This is a genomic window from Aquincola agrisoli, from assembly GCF_036621135.1.
Taxonomy (GTDB): Bacteria; Pseudomonadota; Gammaproteobacteria; order Burkholderiales; family Burkholderiaceae_C; genus Aquincola; species Aquincola agrisoli.
Map to the genome: position 1 here is coordinate 51,427 of NZ_JAZIBG010000003.1, position 16,170 is coordinate 67,596.

The 16,170-nt window shown below is 70.7% G+C and carries 16 protein-coding genes; 1 reads left to right on the plus strand and 15 read right to left on the minus strand.

Features of this window, described 5'->3' with window-relative positions:
* Positions 1-71: 71 nt before the first annotated feature.
* From V4F39_RS00710 to V4F39_RS00775, 14 genes are read right to left on the minus strand one after another with little or no spacing between them, the layout of a single operon-like run.
* Positions 72-638, minus strand: a complete 567-nt coding sequence (locus tag V4F39_RS00710; RefSeq protein ID WP_332287306.1) for a type II secretion system protein — start codon at positions 636-638, stop codon at positions 72-74.
* Positions 632-1,006: a type IV pilin protein gene (locus V4F39_RS00715; RefSeq protein ID WP_425606787.1), complete on the minus strand. Its 375-nt coding sequence runs from the start codon at positions 1,004-1,006 to the stop codon at positions 632-634. The genes V4F39_RS00710 and V4F39_RS00715 overlap by 7 nt, the downstream gene beginning before the upstream one ends.
* Positions 1,006-1,494 (minus strand): type II secretion system protein, encoded by a 489-nt coding sequence (locus tag V4F39_RS00720; RefSeq protein ID WP_332287308.1) that lies wholly within the window; start codon positions 1,492-1,494, stop codon positions 1,006-1,008. The genes V4F39_RS00715 and V4F39_RS00720 overlap by 1 nt, the downstream gene beginning before the upstream one ends.
* Positions 1,491-3,719 (minus strand): secretin N-terminal domain-containing protein, encoded by a 2,229-nt coding sequence (locus V4F39_RS00725; protein WP_332287309.1) that lies wholly within the window; start codon positions 3,717-3,719, stop codon positions 1,491-1,493. The genes V4F39_RS00720 and V4F39_RS00725 overlap by 4 nt, the downstream gene beginning before the upstream one ends.
* Before the next feature lie 2 nt (positions 3,720-3,721).
* On the minus strand, positions 3,722-4,324 hold the full coding sequence (locus V4F39_RS00730; RefSeq protein ID WP_332287310.1) for a hypothetical protein: 603 nt from the start codon (positions 4,322-4,324) through the stop codon (positions 3,722-3,724).
* 3 nt (positions 4,325-4,327) lie between these two features.
* On the minus strand, positions 4,328-4,864 hold the full coding sequence (locus tag V4F39_RS00735) for a GspMb/PilO family protein (protein ID WP_332287311.1): 537 nt from the start codon (positions 4,862-4,864) through the stop codon (positions 4,328-4,330).
* Positions 4,861-5,403 (minus strand): PilN domain-containing protein, encoded by a 543-nt coding sequence (locus V4F39_RS00740; protein ID WP_332287312.1) that lies wholly within the window; start codon positions 5,401-5,403, stop codon positions 4,861-4,863. Before V4F39_RS00740 ends, V4F39_RS00735 begins: the two co-directional genes overlap by 4 nt.
* Positions 5,400-6,209: a hypothetical protein gene (locus V4F39_RS00745; RefSeq protein ID WP_332287313.1), complete on the minus strand. Its 810-nt coding sequence runs from the start codon at positions 6,207-6,209 to the stop codon at positions 5,400-5,402. Before V4F39_RS00745 ends, V4F39_RS00740 begins: the two co-directional genes overlap by 4 nt.
* Entirely contained in the window at positions 6,190-7,875 is a 1,686-nt protein-coding gene (locus V4F39_RS00750) for a GspE/PulE family protein (protein WP_332287391.1), read from the minus strand. Before V4F39_RS00750 ends, V4F39_RS00745 begins: the two co-directional genes overlap by 20 nt.
* Positions 7,876-7,888: 13 nt before the next feature.
* On the minus strand, positions 7,889-9,073 hold the full coding sequence (locus V4F39_RS00755; RefSeq protein ID WP_332287314.1) for a type II secretion system F family protein: 1,185 nt from the start codon (positions 9,071-9,073) through the stop codon (positions 7,889-7,891).
* Between the two features lie 14 nt (positions 9,074-9,087).
* Positions 9,088-9,492 (minus strand): type II secretion system major pseudopilin GspG, encoded by a 405-nt coding sequence (gene gspG, locus V4F39_RS00760; RefSeq protein WP_332287315.1) that lies wholly within the window; start codon positions 9,490-9,492, stop codon positions 9,088-9,090.
* A 26-nt stretch (positions 9,493-9,518) separates the two neighbouring features.
* Complete coding sequence (locus tag V4F39_RS00765) at positions 9,519-11,285, minus strand: thiamine pyrophosphate-binding protein (RefSeq protein ID WP_332287316.1); 1,767 nt, start codon at positions 11,283-11,285, stop codon at positions 9,519-9,521.
* Between the two features lie 44 nt (positions 11,286-11,329).
* Positions 11,330-12,532 (minus strand): CaiB/BaiF CoA transferase family protein, encoded by a 1,203-nt coding sequence (locus V4F39_RS00770; RefSeq protein ID WP_332287317.1) that lies wholly within the window; start codon positions 12,530-12,532, stop codon positions 11,330-11,332.
* A gap of 20 nt (positions 12,533-12,552) precedes the next feature.
* Positions 12,553-14,040: an aldehyde dehydrogenase gene (locus V4F39_RS00775; protein ID WP_332287318.1), complete on the minus strand. Its 1,488-nt coding sequence runs from the start codon at positions 14,038-14,040 to the stop codon at positions 12,553-12,555.
* Positions 14,041-14,235: 195 nt separating this feature from the next.
* Between V4F39_RS00775 and V4F39_RS00780 the strand changes: the two genes are divergently transcribed.
* On the plus strand, positions 14,236-14,994 hold the full coding sequence (locus tag V4F39_RS00780) for an IclR family transcriptional regulator (RefSeq protein ID WP_332287319.1): 759 nt from the start codon (positions 14,236-14,238) through the stop codon (positions 14,992-14,994).
* A gap of 34 nt (positions 14,995-15,028) precedes the next feature.
* On the opposite strand, the gene V4F39_RS00785 is transcribed toward V4F39_RS00780, so the two are convergent.
* Entirely contained in the window at positions 15,029-16,012 is a 984-nt protein-coding gene (locus V4F39_RS00785) for a TRAP transporter substrate-binding protein (RefSeq protein ID WP_332287392.1), read from the minus strand.
* Between the last annotated feature and the right edge of the window lie 158 nt (positions 16,013-16,170).

The window sequence follows — 16,170 nt, forward strand, 5'->3', positions numbered from 1 at the left end:
GCGCTACGCGTTCCACCGAACAGAACTTAGTTCCAAAAATATAGGGAGCGCGCCCTCCCCTGTCAATCGGGTTACTCCGGGTCCGCCCGGATTGCCGCGGCGTTCTCCGACGGGCCCGCGGCCGGCGAGAGTGTCAGTGCCCCGTAGCAAAATCGCCAGTCCACGTACGCTGTGGCCTGGGCGAAGCCGTCGTAGCGGCGCGGGAACCCGGCGCGCTTGAGCGGCGCCGCGTCCGAGGTGCTGTGCACGCACATGATGCCGCCGCCCGGCGCGGCCACGGTGCCCCACTCGCGCGAGCCGGTCATCGGATCGATGTAGGCGCGCCGCAGGTGCCGGCGCACGGTCGGCCAGCGGCGGTCGTCGAGCAGGTCCTCGATCCGGGCCGGGAAGCGCGCGGGCTCGCCGGCCGGCGTCTCTTCCCGGTAGGTCTGGATCGCGCGGCGGATCTCCTCGCCGGCGAACAGCAGTTCCTGCTCGCGGTCGCGCTGCAGCTCGGTGTGCCACAGCGTGCCCGCGGCGGCCAGCACGCTGCCGAGCAGCGCGAGCAGCAGCAGCAGCCCGATGTAGGTGAAACCCCACTGCAGCGCCAGCCGGCGCGGGCACCGGGGTGCTGCGGGCAGGCCGGCCCGGCTCACCATCCTGCGTACTCGCTGCCGTCGGTCGCGTGGCCTTCGGCGCCGCTGCGCACGTCGGCGACGCGGCCCTTCAGCGGCACCTCGCCCGCCGGGGGCACCTCGACCCAGGTGGCGCCGCCGGTGATCGGGTCCACCGGCATGGCACGCAGGTAGCGCTTGTCGACCAGCTCGGCCAGCGCGTCGGGATAGCGGCCGTTGTCAGCGTAGAACTTGTCGAGCGCATCGCGCATCGTGTGCAGCGACTGCTTGAGCGTCGCCTCCTTCGACCGCTCGACCGAGCCGAAGTAGCGCGGCAGCGCGATCGTCAGCAACGTCGCGATGATGGCCATCACCACGAGCAGCTCGATCAGCGTGAAGCCCCTGCGGCGCATCACCATGCCCGGTAGGGCTGCCCGTTGAGGCCGGTGCCGGGCGCGCGCGAGTAGACGTCGAACACGTCCTTGCCGGGCTGCGGATCCTCGGGCGGCGACGCATAGCTGCGCAGGCCCCAGGTGGCGGCGGCGGGCAGGCTCGCATCCGGCTCGAAGGGGTCGCGCGGCACGCGGCGCAGGAAGTAAATCATCTGCTTCTCGGTCGAGCGCATGTCGCGCGTGCCGACGGCCAGCGCGTCCAGCGACTCGGGGAAGCCGGTGGCATCGGCGGCGCGGTTGACCCGGCCTTCGTCGACGGCCCGCTTGTACGCGTCGATCGCGCCGCGGATCTCGCGCAACGCGAGGCGCAGTTCCTGCTCCTTCTGCCGCTGGATGACCAGTTCGGCCAACGGCAGCGCCCCGGTGGCCAGCACCCCGAGGATGGCCACGGTGACCACCAGCTCCACGATGGTGAAGCCCCGCTGGCGGGCGCCGTGGAACCGGCTCATCGCGGCACCACGTTCAGCGTGGCCGCGCCCGGCGCCAGCACCGGCTGGCGGCTGCCGCTGGCGTCGATGTTGATCTGCGTCTGCGTCGCCACCTTCGACACCACGCGGAAGCGCACGTGCACCGGCGCCGGCGGCATGCCGGCCACCGCCGGCGCGGCCACGTCGACCCGCATGCGGCCGGGCTCGTCGGGGTTGCCGCCGACCACCGCCAGCACGGCGGTGTCGTACTGCAGCTCGACCTGCGCGACGCCGCCGGCGTTGCTGGCCGGCAGCGAGAGGCTGACGCTGAACTCCTGCCCCGGCGCCGCTTCCGGCGGGGCCTGGAAGCTCAGCGCCAGCGGCTGCGGAGCCACGCCGGGCACAGGCGGCGGTGCCGTCGCCGCGGAGGACGACAAGGGCGCGCCGCCGCCGGCCTCCAGCACGAAGCGCGGTGCCACCGCACTGCCCAGGCGCAGCGGCGCCACGCCGGGCGATGCCTCCGTGCCGGACGCGAACTGCGACGCCACCGCATCCGGCCGCGCCAGGTTGCGCACCACGCGCGGCGTCACCAGCAGCACGATCTCGCTCTTGTTGCCGCGCTCGTCGTTGTTGCGGAAGAGCTGGCCCAGCACGGGCATGTCGCCGAGGTAGGGCACCTTCGCGAAGTTCTTGCGGTCCTCGCTGTTGATCAGGCCGGCCAGCACCTGCGTCTCGCCGTCGCGCAGCCGCAGCGTGGTCGCCGCGGTGCGGGTGCCCAGGCGGTACGAGACGGTGTTCTGCAGGTTGAGCTGCTCCAGGATCGTGGAGACCTCCAGCTGCACCTTGATCGCAACCTCGTCCTCCAGGTAGATGTTGGGCTCGACGTCGAGCTTGAGGCCGGTCTCCAGGTAGTTCACCGACGACGAGATGCCGATGTCCGGCGTGGCGGTGCTGGTGATCACCGGCACGCGCTCGCCGATGTGGACCTTGGCCTTCTCGCGGTTCTTCACGCGGATGCGCGGGTTGGCGAGGATGTTGGTGGAGCCGTCCTGCTTCTTCAGGTTGAGCAGCAGCACCGGGTTGGCCACGTAGGCGCGCAAGGGGCCGCTGCCGCTGCCCAGCCGCGTCAGGGCGGAGAAGGTCGGGGAGCCGTCGCTGCTGCTGCCGCTGGGCACGCCGCCGACGATCTGGTCGGGGTAGCGCACGCCGAACTCCTCGACCAGGCTGGACGCGACCTCCAGCACCTCCAGCTCCAGCATCACCTCGGGCTCGCCCAAATCCTGTGTGGCCACGAGCTGCTCGGCCAGGCGGATGGCTTCGGGCGTGTCGCGCATGATCACGAGGTTGAGCTTCTCGTCAATGAAGATGTCGCGGGTCTTGACCATCGCGCGGATCATCGCCGCCGTCTGCTTGGCGTCGGCGTTGGCGAGGTAGAAGGTGCGCATGGACAGCTCCTGGTACTCGCGCTGCTTGGCCTGCGTCGCGGGGTAGATCAGGATCGTGTTGTCGTTGAGGACCTTGCGCTCGAGCTGGTTGGTCAGCAGCAGGATCTTGATGGTGTCCTCGAGGCTGCTGTCGCGCACGAAGATGGTGGTCTTCTGGTCGCCCTTGACCTCGCGGTCGAGCACGAAGTTGATGCCGCCGGTGCGCGAGACGATCTCGAACACGCTGCGCAGCGGCGCCTCGCGCAGCTCCAGCGAGATCTGGCGGCTCATGGCCGCCTTGAGCTGCGGCTCGGCCGCTTCGTGCTTCTGCTTCTGCTCGGCCACGCTGCGCACGATCGCGCGGGCCGCGCGGTGGGTGGAGTCCTCGGCCAGCACGCGGCGCGCCAGGCGGTCGGCCTGCTCGGCGTCGCCGCGCGCCAGCGCCTGCTGCGCGTCGAGCGCCACGCCGTTGAGCCGGCGCATGCGGTGCACCGCGTCGATGCCCGACTGCGCCGTCACCGAGTTGGCGTCGAAACGCAGCGCGCTGCGGTAGCGGGCCTCGGCGCCGTCGAGCTCGCCGGCCAGGCGCAGCGAGTCGCCGTCGCGCACCATCGCGTTGACGATGCCGTCGCGCTGCGTGATGTAGAGGTTGTAGGCCTCGGGCCGCCGGGGCTGCGACATCGCGGCCGCCTCGAGCTGCGCGAGACCTTCCTCAATGCGCCCTTCCGACAGCAGGCGCTGGCCGGACTTGAGGTCGGTGTTGGTGGCGCAGGCAGCCAGCAGCAGCGCAGCCGCCAGGCTGGCCAGCGTGGGCCGGAACGCGGGTGGGGAGGCTTGTCTCATGGTCAGTTGTTTTCCGTCTCGCCACTGGCGGTGTCGGGGGCGTACTCCACGTCGTCGCGGGTGCTGCCGGGCTGCGCCTGCAGCGGCAGCGCCTGCAGCGTGCCCAGCGGCTGGTAGCGCAGCACGATCTGGTGCTCCTCGATCGCCTCGACGCGGTAGCCGCCCTCCAGCGTCGCGCCGACGCGGGCGCTGTGGTCGCGGCCGCCGGCAGAGAGGAAGACGGTGGTCTGGCCCTGCTCGATCCACTTGCCGAGGTAGGTAAAGGGCAGCGGCGGCGCGCTGGGCGGCGCCACCTCGGCCACGGGCGCGGGTGCCACGGATGCAGGCGGCGGCGGCGGGGCTTCCCAGGCCGGCATGGCGAAGGGGTCGGCCGCCGACGGTGCGAATGCGCGCCGCGCCGCATCGGGCAGCACGAGCCCGCCGCGCGGCGCCGGCGCCGGCGCGGCAGTGCCCGCACCGCGCGCCGCCGGAGCAGTGGCCGGCACGGCGGCCACGAGGGTGTCGTCCACCGGCGGCGCGGGCGGCGGCGCCGTGACGATCGCCGCCGCGGTGAGCGCGCCGGCCCCGGCGTAGGCGATCCAGCGCTGGCGTGCGGTCCAGGCCATCGCTCAGCGCTCCCGCAGGTACAGCGAGAGGCGGATGCGCGCCTCCAGCGTCGCGCTGCCCGCGTTCTCGCGCCGCAGCTGGATGTCGTCGATCGCCGCCGCGGGCACCTCGGCCAGCACGGTGCCGACGAAGCCGCGCAGCTCGGCATAGGTGCCGGTCAGCGGCAGCGTCAGCGTGTAGCGCAGCAGCGGTTGCTCGGGCCGGCGCTCCACCCGGTATTCGGCCGAGGCAAGCGCCACGCCGTTGGCCGCCGCCGCGGCGTGGATGCGCGCGAGCCAGGGTGTGGAGGCGTCGGCCCGCGGGAAGAACGCGTGGAAGGCGGCGAGCTGCTCGCCCGCGCTGGCCGGTGCGCTGGCCAGCTCGCGGCCGCTTTGCAGCCGCGCTTCCAGTGCGAGGGCCTGCTGCTGCAGCCCTTCGTGCTCGGCCTGCAGCGGGCGCAGCACGAGCAGCGCCCACCCCAGGGCCGCCGCCAGCAGCACCAGGCCTGCGGCGCCGAAGGGGCCGAGCCTCCGGCCGAGCATGGCGACCATGGCCTTCATGGCGCGTTCCCCACCCAGTCCGCGCTCAGCGTGAACACCACCGTGCGGCCGCCTGGACCCTCGCGCATCGCGTGGCTGGCGAGGAAGACCTGCGCGAAGCCGTCGGTGGCCTCCAGGCGGGCGACGTAGTCCAGCACCTGCTCGTAGCGGCGTGCCTCGCCGCCCAGGCGCACCCGGCGGCCGTCGGCCTCGGGCTGGATCGACAGCAGCGTCACCTGCCGGTGGGCGACCGACTCCAGCTCCTGGAAGAAGCCGTTCCAGGGCTGGTTCAGGCTCGCCAGCACGGTGTTGGCACGTGCCAGCGCCTGGGCCTGGGCCCTCGCCTGCGCCGGGTTCTCGGCCTGCAGCGGGCCGCGCGAGCGGTTGGCAAGGCCGTTGGCCTGCGCGAGCCGCTCGCCCAGCGCGGCCGTGTCGGCGGCCAGGCGGCCGTGCTGCCAGGCCACGCCGCCCGCCAGCAGCACGCCCGCGGCCAGCAGCACGAGGCCGGCCCGCGGCAGGCGGCGCCGCGGGTGCAGGAAGTCGAGGTGCAGCGCCGTCATGCGTGCCCCCCGCGGGAGGGCGGCGGTGCGGCTTCGACGGGATCGGCATCGAGGCGGACCGTGACCACGTCCCAGTCGCCGCCTTCGGGCCAGGCCGGCGCCGGCAGGCCCTGGGTGGCCAGCACCAAGCGCCGCAGCTCGGGCAGGCCCTCGACCAGGCCGGCCTGCGCCAGCAAGCCGGGCAGTTCCTGCGCCAGCGGGGCGCGCAGGCGGTGCGTGCGCAGGCGCTGCCAGTCTCCGCGATCCAGCGCGGCCAGCACCACCTGGCCCGGCTCGGCCACGGCCAGCCATGCGGGGCCGGCCGCCAACGCCGCCCGGCAGCGGCGCACCGCCACCGACAGCAGCGGCTCGATCGCCGCGCCACGCACCTGGGCCTGCGAGAGCGCCGAGGCCAGCCCGTCGAACAGCCCGGGCTCGATGCCGGCCGCCACCGCCGCTCCGCGCCCGGCCTCGCCGTCGAGCACCACCCGCCACTGCTGCGCCTCGTCGCCCACGACCTTGCGCAGGCCATGGCGCGCCGCCGCCTCGCGCTCGGCCTCGTCGCGCAGCTCGCGCCCGCCCGGCACGAGGGCGAGCCGGACAAAGCGGTGCGACAGGCACACGCTGACGGCCGCACGGGGCACGCCCAGCCGCGCCAGGCCGTCGGCCAGCGCCGCCACGGCGGCTGCGGGGCGCGGCCCCTCCGCCACGCAGGGCACGTCGATGCCGCGGGGCGCCTGCGGCCGCCAGCCCCGCGGCCGGTGCGTCAGCCGCACCGACTCCGGGCCCACCTGGGCCTCGATGCGGTCACGCCACGAAGGTGACACGGTCGATCTCCTCCAGGCTACTGCGCCCCTCGCGCACCAATGCCACCGCCGCATCGCGCAGGAAGCGCGTGCCGCCGCGGCGCGCGGCCTCCTTCAGCGCCCGCACGGGCTCCCGCGCGACGATCATCTCGCGCAGCTCGTCGGTCAGCACCATGATCTCGGCGATCGCGGTGCGGCCCTGGTAGCCGGTGCTGCGGCACTGGCCGCAGCCGCGCCCGGCCATGAAGCGGAAGCCCTCGACCTGCGCGGCCGACAGGCCCGAGACGGCCAGCTGCTCGGCCGTCGGCTTCACCGGTACGCTGCAGTGCGGGCAATTGAGCCGCACCAGCCGCTGCGCGACGATGCCGTTCAGTGCCGCCGCGAAGCTGTAGGGGTCGACCTGCATGTGGGTGAAGCGGCCCAGCACGTCGAACACGTTGTTGGCGTGCACGGTGGTGAACACCAGGTGGCCGGTGAGCGCGGCCTGCACCGCGATCTGCGCGGTCTCGGGGTCGCGGATCTCGCCCACCATCACGCGGTCGGGGTCGTGGCGCAGGATGGAGCGCAGCCCGCGCGCGAAAGTGAGGCCCTTCTTCTCGTTGACCGGGATCTGCAGCACGCCGGGGAGCTGGTACTCGACCGGGTCCTCGATCGTGATGATCTTGTCGCGGCCGTGGTTGGTCTCGGAGATGGCGGCGTAGAGGCTCGTCGTCTTGCCGCTGCCGGTCGGGCCGGTGACCAGCAGCATGCCGTAGGGCTCGTTGGCCAGGCGGCGGATCAGCAGCCGGTCATCGGCCGCGAAGCCCAGGCTGTCGAGCGTGAGGCCGCGCGCCTCGTCGGCCAGGCGCTGCTTGTCGAGGATCCGCAGCACCGCGTCCTCGCCGAAGATCGACGGCATGATCGAGACGCGGAAGTCGATCTCGCGCCCGCGCAGCGACACGGTGAAGCGGCCGTCCTGCGGCACGCGGCGCTCGGAGATGTCGAGCTCGGCCATCACCTTGATGCGCGAGACGGCCTGCTCCGCCACGTCGAGCCCGTTGACGGTGGCCACCGGCACCAGCACGCCGTCGATGCGGTACTTGATGTGCAGGCCGGTGCCGCCCATCTCGATGTGGATGTCGGAGGCGTTGGTCTTCAGCGCGTCGTAGAGCGTCGATCGCACGAGGCGCACCACCGGGCTCGCATCCTCCGTGATGCTCTGGAACGACAGGTCCTCGACGCCTGCGTCCGCGCCGCCCGCATGGGCCTGCGAGGGCAGCAGGCCTTCCATCGCCGACAGGCCCTCCTCGTGGCGCGACAGGTAGGCGGCCACGTCGGCATGGTGGGCTAGGCGCCAGGCGAAGGGCGCGTCGACGCGGTGCTCGATCCATTCGATGCGCTCGGCCGCGAACGGATCGCCCAGCACCATCAGCAGCTCGCCGCCGGCCTCGCGCAGCGGCAGCGTCTGCGCACGCGAGGCCTCGGCGAAGGGCAGCACGTCGAAGGCCGGCTGCCAGCGGTGCAGGTCGTCCATGGTGGCCGCGGCGTAGCCCAGCGTCTGCGCCAGGCGGGTGGTGAAGGCCTCCGGCGCTTCGCCCGACAGTTCCTCCAGCGTGGCCGGCACCGGCAGCCCGCGGCCGGGCGCCGCACGGCGGGCCTCGGCAATCTCGGCCGCGGTGAAGGGCAGCACGGGTTCGATGGCGCGCATGTTCATGGCCGCGTCACTGGAGGCTGCCCGCCAGCTCGAAGATCGGGAGGTACATCAGCACCACGATGCCGCCGATGGCCACGCCGATCAGCGCCATCAACAAGGGCTCGAAGAGCTTGGTGAACCAGTCGACCCAGCGCGCCAGCTCTTCATCGTGGAAGGCGGCGATGCGCTCCATCATCACCGCCATGTCGCCGCTGCTCTCGCCCACGCGCAGCATGCGCGAGGCGACGGGCGTCGACAGGCCGGCCTGCACCATCGCGTCGGACAGGCTCATGCCTTCGCGCACACGCTGGGTCGCGACGGCGAGCCGCTCGCGCAGCTCAGGGGGCAGCAGGCCGGCGACCATCGCCAGCGCCGGCACGATGGGCGTGCCGCCGCGCAGCAGCATGCCGACCGTGCGGTAGAAGCGCGCCAGGTGGTACATCAGGATGCGTGCGCCGATGGCCGGCACGCGCGCGGCCAGCGCCCGCAGGCCGCGCAGCAGCTGCGCGAAGCCCAGCACGCCGCCGACCAGCACGGCCGCCGCGGCGGCCAGCATCAGGCCGCCGTGGGTGTTCATCAGCTGCCCCCACTCCAGCAGCAGCCGCGACAGCAGCGGCAGCTCGCGTCCCGACTCCGCATAGATGAGCGAGAAGCGCGGCACCACGTAGGCGAGCAGGAACAGCGTGACCAGCGCGCCCACCACCAGCAGCACCGCCGGGTAGATGGACGCCGAGACGATCTTCTTGCGCACCCGGTCGAGCTGCTGGTGGTAGTCGATGTAGCGCGACAGCGCCTCGGGCAGGTCGCCGGTGCGCTCGGCTGCGCGCACGGTCGCGACGAACAGCGCGCCGAAGACGGCCGGCTGGGCCTCCAGCGCCTGGGACAGCGCCCGGCCCTCGAACAACTGGTCACGCAGCGCAGCCAGCACGTGCCGCACCTCGGGCCGCGCTTCCTTCTCGACCATGGTCTCGATGGTCTCGGGCAGCGACAGGCCGGCCCGCAGCAGCGACACCAGCTCCTGGCTGAATCCGAGCACCGGAAAGCGCGGCGCCCACAGCCGCCAGGGGCCCGCGAGCGAGCGCTGCGCTCGCGCCGACAACACGGCCAGCCCCTGGCCGCGCGCGAGCTCGAGCGCGGCCTCGCGGCTGGGCGCCTCGAAGGCGACCGAGACCACACCGCCCTCGCCATCGAGCGCACGGACATCGAAGCGCATGGAACGACCCGCCCCTACCAGCTCGTGACGTCGGCCGCGTCGCCGCTGCCGCCAGGCTGGCCGTCCTTGCCGTAGCTGAAGAGATCGAACTCGCCGTGTTCGCCGGGCGACTTGTAGCCGTACGGCCGGCCCCAGGGGTCGGGCGGCGCGGCCTTCTGCAGGTAGGGGCCGTTCCACTTGGGCGCGTTGTCGGGCCGCGTGGTCAGGGCCGCCAGGCCCTGCTCGGTGCTGGGGTACTGTCCCATGTCGAGCCGATAGGTGTCGAGCGCGTTGCGCAGCGCGGCGACCTGCGCCTGCGCCGAGCGCACTTCCGACTTGCCCACCTGCGAGAAGTAGCGCGGCGCCACGTAGGCCGCGAGCAGGCCGATGATCACCATGACCACCAACAGCTCCAGCAGGGTGAAACCGCGCTGCTTCATCCGGGGACTCCTCTTCGCTTCGCCAATCAGCCGATGGCCACGTGCGACACCTCGCCGCGGCGGCCCGGCGAGTAGATGTCGTTGATGTTCCAGTGGCCCGTGGTGGGTACCGGCTCGTTCTGCATCGCGACGTCGATGACGAAGGGCTTGTTGGCTGCAACCGCCTGCGCCAGCACCGTCTTGAACTCCGCCGCAGACGTGATCTTGACACCATCGACGCCATAGGCCTTGGCGATGGCCGCGAAGTCGGGCGAATAGCTCTCGCCGCCGCGCTTGAACAGCGTGCCGAAGGTGGTGCCGTAGTGCGCCATCTCCAGGCCGGCGATGGTGCCGTAGGCCGAGTTGTTCATCACGACCCAGATCACCGGCACTTCCTGCTCGGCGGCGGTGGCCAGCACCGACGGGTTCTGGCCGAAGCCGCCGTCGCCCACCAGGGCCACGACCACGCGCTCCGGGCAGGCCAGCTTGGCGCCGATGGCCGCGGGCGCGCCGAAGCCCATCGTCGCGTAGCCGCCGGGCGTGAGGATGCTGCCCGGGGTGTAGATCGGGAACTGCTGGCCCACGCCGTTCTTGTTCCAGCCCACGTCGGTGGTGACCATGCCGTCGCGCGGCAGCACCTCGCGCACCGCGGCCAGGATGCGCTCGGGGCGCATCGGGAAGGCGTCGTTCTGCTGGTGCGGCACGTTCTTGGCGTTGAACTCTTTGCGGAAGTCGGCGATCTTCCGGATCACCGCGTCGTCCTTGCGGCCTTGCGGGTAGAGGCGGCGCGCCACGCGCAACAGCACCGTCAGCGCCGCCTTCAGGTCGGTGACGACACCGATGGCCGCGGGGTAGTTGCGGCCGATTTCCGCGGGGTCGATGTCGATGTGGATGAGCTGCGTGGGCGGGAAGCTGAAGGTGAACTCCGGCTCCCAGGAGCTGCAGTCGGCCTCGGCGAAGCGGGTGCCTGCGCCGAACACCCAGTCGGCGCCGCGGCAGGTGTCGTTGACGAGCTGCGTGCCCCAGAAGCCCGTCATGCCCAGCGTGAGCGGATGGTCGTCGGGCATCGCGCCCTTGCCCATCAGGCTGTGCGCCACCGGCAGCGACAGGTGCGTGGCGAATTCGCGCAGCTCCTCGGCCGCGTCGGCGAGCAGCACGCCGCCGCCCGCGTAGATCACCGGCGACTTGGCCTCGGCCAGCGTGCGCACGATCTGCTCGGCCACCACCTCGTCGAGCGAGGGCTTGTGCAGCGACTTGCTGTGGTGCGACAGGCGCTCGAAGAGGGCGGTGTCGACCTCCATCGAGAAGATGTCCATCGGCACCGACACCAGCACCGGGCCGGGCCGGCCGGTCTCGGCCAGCTGGAAGGCCTTCTCGAGGATCTCGGGGAAGAGGTCGGGCCGCTCGACGCGCCACACGCGCTTGACGAAGGGCTTGTAGATCTCCGACTGCGCGGCGTCCGCGTGCAGGTTCACTTCCTGGTGCGGATGCTTGCCGTAGTAGTGCGTCGGGATGTCGCCGGCGATCACCACCATCGGGATCGAGTCGAGCGCCGCGTTGGCCACGCCGGTGGAGGCGTTGGTGAGGCCGGGGCCCAGGTGCGACAGCAGCACCGCGGTCTGCTTCTTCGCGCGGGCGTAGCCGTCGGCGATGTGCGCGGCGATCTGCTCGTGGCGGGTGTTGATGAACTTCAGCTTGCTTTCGGACATCGCCGCCAGCACCGCGATGTTGGTGTGGCCGCACAGGCCGAACACGTACTCGACGCCGCGGTCTTCGAGGTACTTGACGAGCTGCTTGGAGATCAGGGCTTTCATCGGGAACTCCTGTGAACTGAATAGGGGTGGGATGGCGGACGCGGTCAGATCGCGCCCACCTCGCGCAGGCCGGCCAGCTCCACGGGCGAGTAGCCCAGGCTGCCGAGGATCTCGTCGGTGTGCTGGCCCAGCACGGGCGGCGGCTCGGTCGCGTCCGGGTCGCCGTCGGAGAGCTTGAAGCCGGCACGCGTGACGGTGATCGGCCCGTCGAGGTCGTTCGGGTGGTCGAAGGTCTTCAGCAGCTGGCGCGCCGCGATCTGCGGCGAGGCCAGCACCTGTGGCACGGTGAGCACCTGGCCCGCGGGCACGCCGATGCGGTTGAAGTCCTCCACCCATCCGGCGGCAGGCCGCGCCGCCAGCGCGGCCTCGATCTCGACCGTGAGCTCGGCGCGGTGGCGCTTGCGCGATTCGCGCTGCGCGAAGCGGGGATCGGCCACCAGGTCGGGGCGGCCGATGGCGGCGGCCAGCGCCTCGAACTGCTCCTGCTTGTTGGCGGCGATGTTGAGCAGCCCGTCGCCGGTGCGGAAGGTGCCGGAAGGCGCGGCGGTGAAGTTGTCGTTGCCGTTGGGCGTGGGCTCGACGCCGGCGATCAGGTAGTTGGACACCACCCAGCCCATCGTCACGAGCGAGGCATCGAGCATCGACACGTCGATGAAAGCCCCCTCGCCGCTGCGCTGGCGGCGCACCAGCGCGCTGCTGATGGCAAACGCGGCGGTGATGCCGCTGAGCGTGTCGGCCACCGGATAGCCCACGCGCAGCGGTGCGCTCTGCGCATCGCCGGTGATGCTCATCATCCCGGAAAGGCCCTGGATGATCTGGTCGTAGGCCGGCGCGTCGCGCAGTGGCCCTTCCTGCCCGAAGCCGGTGATCGCGCAGTACACGAGGCCGGGGTTGACCTCGCGCAGCGTGTCGTACGACAGGCCCAGCCGCGCCATCACGCCGGGGCGGAAGTTTTCCACCAGCACGTCGGCCGACTGCACCAGCCGCTTCAGCACGGCCTTGCCCTCGGCCGCCTTCAGGTTGACGGTGACCGACTTCTTGCCGCTGTTCTGCGCCAGGAACGACGCGCCCATGTAGCGCTTGTTCAGGCTGCCGTCCGCCCCGAGCTGGCGCGCCAGGTCGCCGCCGGCCGGCACCTCGACCTTGATCACCTCGGCCCCGAGCAACGCCAGCTGGTAGGCGCAGAACGGCCCGGCCAGCACGTTGGTCAGATCGAGGACCCGGATTCCTCCCAATGCTTTGCTCATGTTGTTGTCTCGTTCTCCGATCAGCGGCGCACGAAGGGGTTGGGCACGTCCAGGTCGGACGAGATCCAGACGCACTTGGTGTGCAGGTATTCCTTGATCGTCTCGGTGCCCGACTCGCGGCCGATGCCCGATTCCTTGTAGCCGCCGAACGGCGACGTGAAGCTGGTGGCGCGGTAGTTGTTGACCCACACCGTGCCGGCCTTGAGCTTGTCGGTGAGCAGCATCGCGCGCTTCAGGCTGCGCGTCCACACCGCACCGGCCAGGCCGTAGTTGACGTCGTTGCCGATGCGGATGGCTTCCTCCTCGTCGTCGAACGGGATCACGCTGAGCACCGGCCCGAAGACCTCCTCCTGCGCGATGCGCATGTCGTTGCGCACGTTGGTGAAGATGGTGGGCTCGACGAAGAGGCCGGCGCCCAGGTCGGGGCGCGACACGCCGCCGAGCACGCAGGTGGCGCCCTCGGCCTTGGCGATGCCGATGTACGACATCACCTTCTCGAACTGCGGGCGCGTGGCCACCGGTCCGATCTGCGTGTCGGGCTGCGACGGATCGCCGAGCTTGGCGGTCTTGACGAACTCGATCAGCTTGGCGACGAAGGCATCGTGGATCGAGCGCTGCACCAGCAGCCGCGAACCGGCCTGGCAGCTCTGCCCGGTGGCCGCGAAGATGCCGGACACCACGCCCTTGACGGCCTGGTCCAGGTCGGCATCGTCGAACACGATGTTGGGCGACTTGCCGCCCAGCTCCAGCGTGACCGTCTTGAAGTTGCGCGCGGCGATCTCGTAGATCTTGCGTCCGGCCTCGCTGCCGCCGGTGAAGCCGATGTGCACGACCTTCGGATGCGTGACGAGCGCCTGCCCCACCTCGGCGCCCAGGCCGGTGACGACGTTGACCACGCCCTTCGGGAAACCGGCCTCGGCGAACAGCGCCGCGAACTCGACCATCGAGGCCGAGGTGAACTCCGAGGGCTTGATCACCGCGGTGCAGCCGGCGGCCAGGGCCGGCGCGAGCTTCCAGCTCGTCAGCGTCAGCGGCGAGTTCCAGGGCGTGATGATGGCGACGACACCCTTGGCCTCGTAGCGGGTGTAGGCGAACACGCCCTTCTTGTCGGTGGGGATCACCGAGCTCTGCACCTTGTCGGCGAGGCCCGCGTAGTACTTGAAGTAGTCGCCCATGTACTTGACCTGGGCCACCACCTCGACGATGAGCTTGCCGTTGTCGCGCTGCTCGATCAGCGCCAGCCGCTCGGCGTTGGCGACGATCAGGTCGCCGAGCTTCCACAGCAGGCGGCCGCGCTCCGACGGCGTCAGCGCCGGCCAGGCGCCCGTCTCGAACGCGCGGTCGGCCGCCGCGACGGCGGCGTCGGCATCGCGGGCGTTCCCGCGCGCCACCAGCGCCCAGGTCTCGCCGCTGAAGGGGTTCTCGGTGGGCAGGTACTCCCCCGAGTCCGGAGCGACGGCCTCCCCGTCGATGTAATGCTGGTACTTCGGCAATGTGTTTTCTGGCATGCGGATCTCCGTTCGTTACCGGTGGGACGCTGAGTTCGATCGGCGACGAGCGTATCTTCAATCGTTCCGTTCAGCGTAACTGTGTTCTGTAAATTGACCTATCGGGGTTAGCGCCAATACTTGCGCCGGGATGCCGGCACGCCGCTGCTAGACTGGATCGCCAATAAGAATGAAGGCCCGTTCGAGGAGCAATGCATGAGCGATGAAGGTGGCGTGGCAGCGGTCGATCGGGCGCTGTCCATCCTGGAGGCCCTCACCGACGAGAAAAACAGCCTGGCGGACATTTCCAAGCGCACGGGGCTCTACAAGAGCACGGTGCTGCGGCTGACGAAGTCGCTTGAAAAGTTCGGCTACGTGCACCGCAGCGAGGAGGGCAGTTACCGGCTGGGCTCCAAGGTGTTCCACCTCGGCTCCATCTACCAGCGCCACTTCAACACCGGCGACCTCGTGCCCCCGGTGCTGCGCCGGATCGCCGAGGAGCTGAAGGAAGGCGCCTCGTTCTACATCGGCGACGGAGACAAGCGTGTGTGCCTGCACCGCGTCGACGCGACGCGCGCCGTGCAGGACTCGGTGCACGAAGGCGACCGGCTGCCGCTGACCGTCGGCGCCGCCGGCCACGTGATCCGCGCCTTCCAGGGCGTGCGCGGCGAGCAGTACGACGAGATCCGCCGCGAGCTGTTCGCCGCCTCGTTCGGCGAGCGCGACGCCGAGACGGCCGCGATGGCCTGCCCGGTGTTCAGCGTGAACCAGCGCTTCCTCGGCGTGCTCAGCGTGTCCGGCCCGCGCTACCGGCTGGAGGCGCTGGGTGTCGATCGCGTGAAACCGGTGCTGTTCAAACATGCCAAGGCGCTGACCAAGACGCTCGGGGGCGACGTCGACGCCCTCGAGCTGTCGGCCTGGTCGAAAGCACCCGCCAAGGCCGTTGCGGCGAAGCGGCGCCCCAAGGCCACCTGAGGGCGCCGCGCCGGTCGTCATTCCGGAAGCCGGATCACTGCTTCTGGATGCGGTCGAGTTCCGACTTGAACGTGCTGACCAGGGCCTTGTCGTACTCGCCCGAGAACTTGTCGTAGATCGGCTTCACGGCCGCCTGCATGCGGGCCAGCTCGGCCGGCGCCAGTTCGTTGACCTGCATGCCCTTGGCCTTCAGTTCACCGACGGCCTTGGCGGCGATGTCACGGCTGACCTGGCGCTGCCAGACGATGGCTTCGTTGGCCGAGTCCTGCAGGATCTTCTGCTCGGTGGGCGACAGCTTGTCCCAGAACTTCTTGCTGACCAGCAGGATGTTGGCCGCGTACACGTGGTTGGTGGCGCTCAGGTACTTCTGCACCTCGTAGAACTTGTTCGACAGGATCACCGAGAACGGGTTCTCCTGGCCGTCGACCGCCTTCTGCTCCAGCGCGCCGTACAGCTCGGCGAAGGGCATCGGCACCGGGTTGGCCTTGAAGGTCTTGAAGGTCTCGAGGAACACGGGGTTCGGGATCACGCGCAGCTTCAGGCCTTCGAGCTCCTCCCCCTTGGTCACGGGGCGCTTGCTGTTGGTGACGTTGCGGAACCCGAGGTCCCAGTAGCCCAGGCCGACCAGGCCCTTCTCCGGCAGCTTGGCCAGCAGCGCCTTGCCGACGGGGCCGTCGAGCAGCGCGTCGGCCTGCTTGAAGTTGCTGACGATGAACGGGAAGTCGAGCAGGCCGAATTCCTTGACGATGCCGGCCAGCGACGTGGGCGCCGGGGCGGTCATCTCCTGCACGCCGCCCTGCAGTGCCGACTGCTGCTGCAGCTCGTTGCCCAGCTGCGACGCGGGGTACTCCCTCACGGTCAGCTTGCCGCCGCTCTTGGCTGCGACGATCTCGGCGAACTTCTTGGCCCCCATGCTCATGGGGTGGTCGGCGTTGTTCAGGTGACCGAACTTGATCGTCCGCTCCTGGATGTCCTGCGCGCTGACGGCGCCGGCGGACAACAGGGCTGCGACCAGCAGCCACGGAGCAAAGCGGGATGGGAGGATCTTCACGGAAACGTCTCCTTCGACGGGGTATGGGGGCACGAGCTCCAGCGGGGTGTTCCGAAGGCTCGCCTCTCGTTGCGTTCAACAGAACGTTGTTCCGATTCTGAGAGGGGTGTTCGCGAAAGTCAACA

What these genes read in the sequence shown, in the direction of transcription:
- V4F39_RS00710 (WP_332287306.1), bottom strand. Translation starts at nt 638, where the DNA reads ATGGTGAGCCGGGCCGGCCTGCCCGCAGCACCCCGGTGCCCGCGCCGG.
- V4F39_RS00715 (WP_425606787.1), bottom strand. Translation starts at nt 1,006, where the DNA reads ATGCGCCGCAGGGGCTTCACGCTGATCGAGCTGCTCGTGGTGATGGCC.
- V4F39_RS00720 (WP_332287308.1), bottom strand. Translation starts at nt 1,494, where the DNA reads ATGAGCCGGTTCCACGGCGCCCGCCAGCGGGGCTTCACCATCGTGGAG.
- V4F39_RS00725 (WP_332287309.1), bottom strand. Translation starts at nt 3,719, where the DNA reads ATGAGACAAGCCTCCCCACCCGCGTTCCGGCCCACGCTGGCCAGCCTG.
- V4F39_RS00730 (WP_332287310.1), bottom strand. Translation starts at nt 4,324, where the DNA reads ATGGCCTGGACCGCACGCCAGCGCTGGATCGCCTACGCCGGGGCCGGC.
- V4F39_RS00735 (WP_332287311.1), bottom strand. Translation starts at nt 4,864, where the DNA reads ATGAAGGCCATGGTCGCCATGCTCGGCCGGAGGCTCGGCCCCTTCGGC.
- V4F39_RS00740 (WP_332287312.1), bottom strand. Translation starts at nt 5,403, where the DNA reads ATGACGGCGCTGCACCTCGACTTCCTGCACCCGCGGCGCCGCCTGCCG.
- V4F39_RS00750 (WP_332287391.1), bottom strand. Translation starts at nt 7,875, where the DNA reads ATGCGCGCCATCGAACCCGTGCTGCCCTTCACCGCGGCCGAGATTGCC.
- V4F39_RS00755 (WP_332287314.1), bottom strand. Translation starts at nt 9,073, where the DNA reads ATGCGCTTCGATGTCCGTGCGCTCGATGGCGAGGGCGGTGTGGTCTCG.
- gspG (WP_332287315.1), bottom strand. Translation starts at nt 9,492, where the DNA reads ATGAAGCAGCGCGGTTTCACCCTGCTGGAGCTGTTGGTGGTCATGGTG.
- V4F39_RS00765 (WP_332287316.1), bottom strand. Translation starts at nt 11,285, where the DNA reads ATGAAAGCCCTGATCTCCAAGCAGCTCGTCAAGTACCTCGAAGACCGC.
- V4F39_RS00770 (WP_332287317.1), bottom strand. Translation starts at nt 12,532, where the DNA reads ATGAGCAAAGCATTGGGAGGAATCCGGGTCCTCGATCTGACCAACGTG.
- V4F39_RS00775 (WP_332287318.1), bottom strand. Translation starts at nt 14,040, where the DNA reads ATGCCAGAAAACACATTGCCGAAGTACCAGCATTACATCGACGGGGAG.
- V4F39_RS00780 (WP_332287319.1), top strand. Translation starts at nt 14,236, where the DNA reads ATGAGCGATGAAGGTGGCGTGGCAGCGGTCGATCGGGCGCTGTCCATC.